General features: G+C 56.0%; 1 rRNA gene. It reads left to right on the top strand.

The features are described 5' to 3' along the window. Nucleotides 1–545, top strand: a 23S ribosomal RNA gene (locus tag C9J36_RS17075); the annotation flags it as partial.

Genomic DNA, 545 nt, shown 5'->3' with positions numbered 1-545 from the left:
TTGTGGTTCTGCTGCCGCAGGATTGGCCAGTGAGAAATGTTGCGTGAAGGTGAAGCGTCTGGGAAGGCGTACCGGAGTGGGTGAGAGTCCTGTAACTGTAAGCGTGGCACTGGTGTGGGGTTGCCCCGAGTAGCGTGGGACTCGTGGAATTTCGCGTGAATCTGGCGGGACCACCCGTCAAGCCTAAATACTCCTTGGTGACCGATAGTGGATGAGTACCGTGAGGGAAGGGTGAAAAGTACCCCGGGAGGGGAGTGAAAGAGTTCCTGAAACCGGTCGCATGCAAGCCGTCAGAGCCTGTGTGGTGATGGCGTGCCTTTTGAAGAATGAGCCTGCGAGTTAGTGATGCGTGGCGAGGTTAACCCGTGGTGGGGGAGTCGTAGCGAAAGCGAGTCCGATAAGGGCGTGAGTCGCGTGTTCTAGACCCGAAGCGGTGTGATCTATCCATGGCCAGGATGAAGCGTCGGTAAGACGTCGTGGAGGTCCGAACCCACTTCAGTTGAAAATGGAGGGGATGAGTTGTGGATCTGTCTCTTATACACATC

It is taken from the genome of Metasolibacillus fluoroglycofenilyticus (assembly GCF_003049645.1).
Taxonomy (GTDB): domain Bacteria; phylum Bacillota; class Bacilli; order Bacillales_A; family Planococcaceae; genus Metasolibacillus; species Metasolibacillus fluoroglycofenilyticus.
Note: the sequence above shows the minus strand (reverse complement) of the source record. Positions and strands in the feature narration are given on the sequence as shown.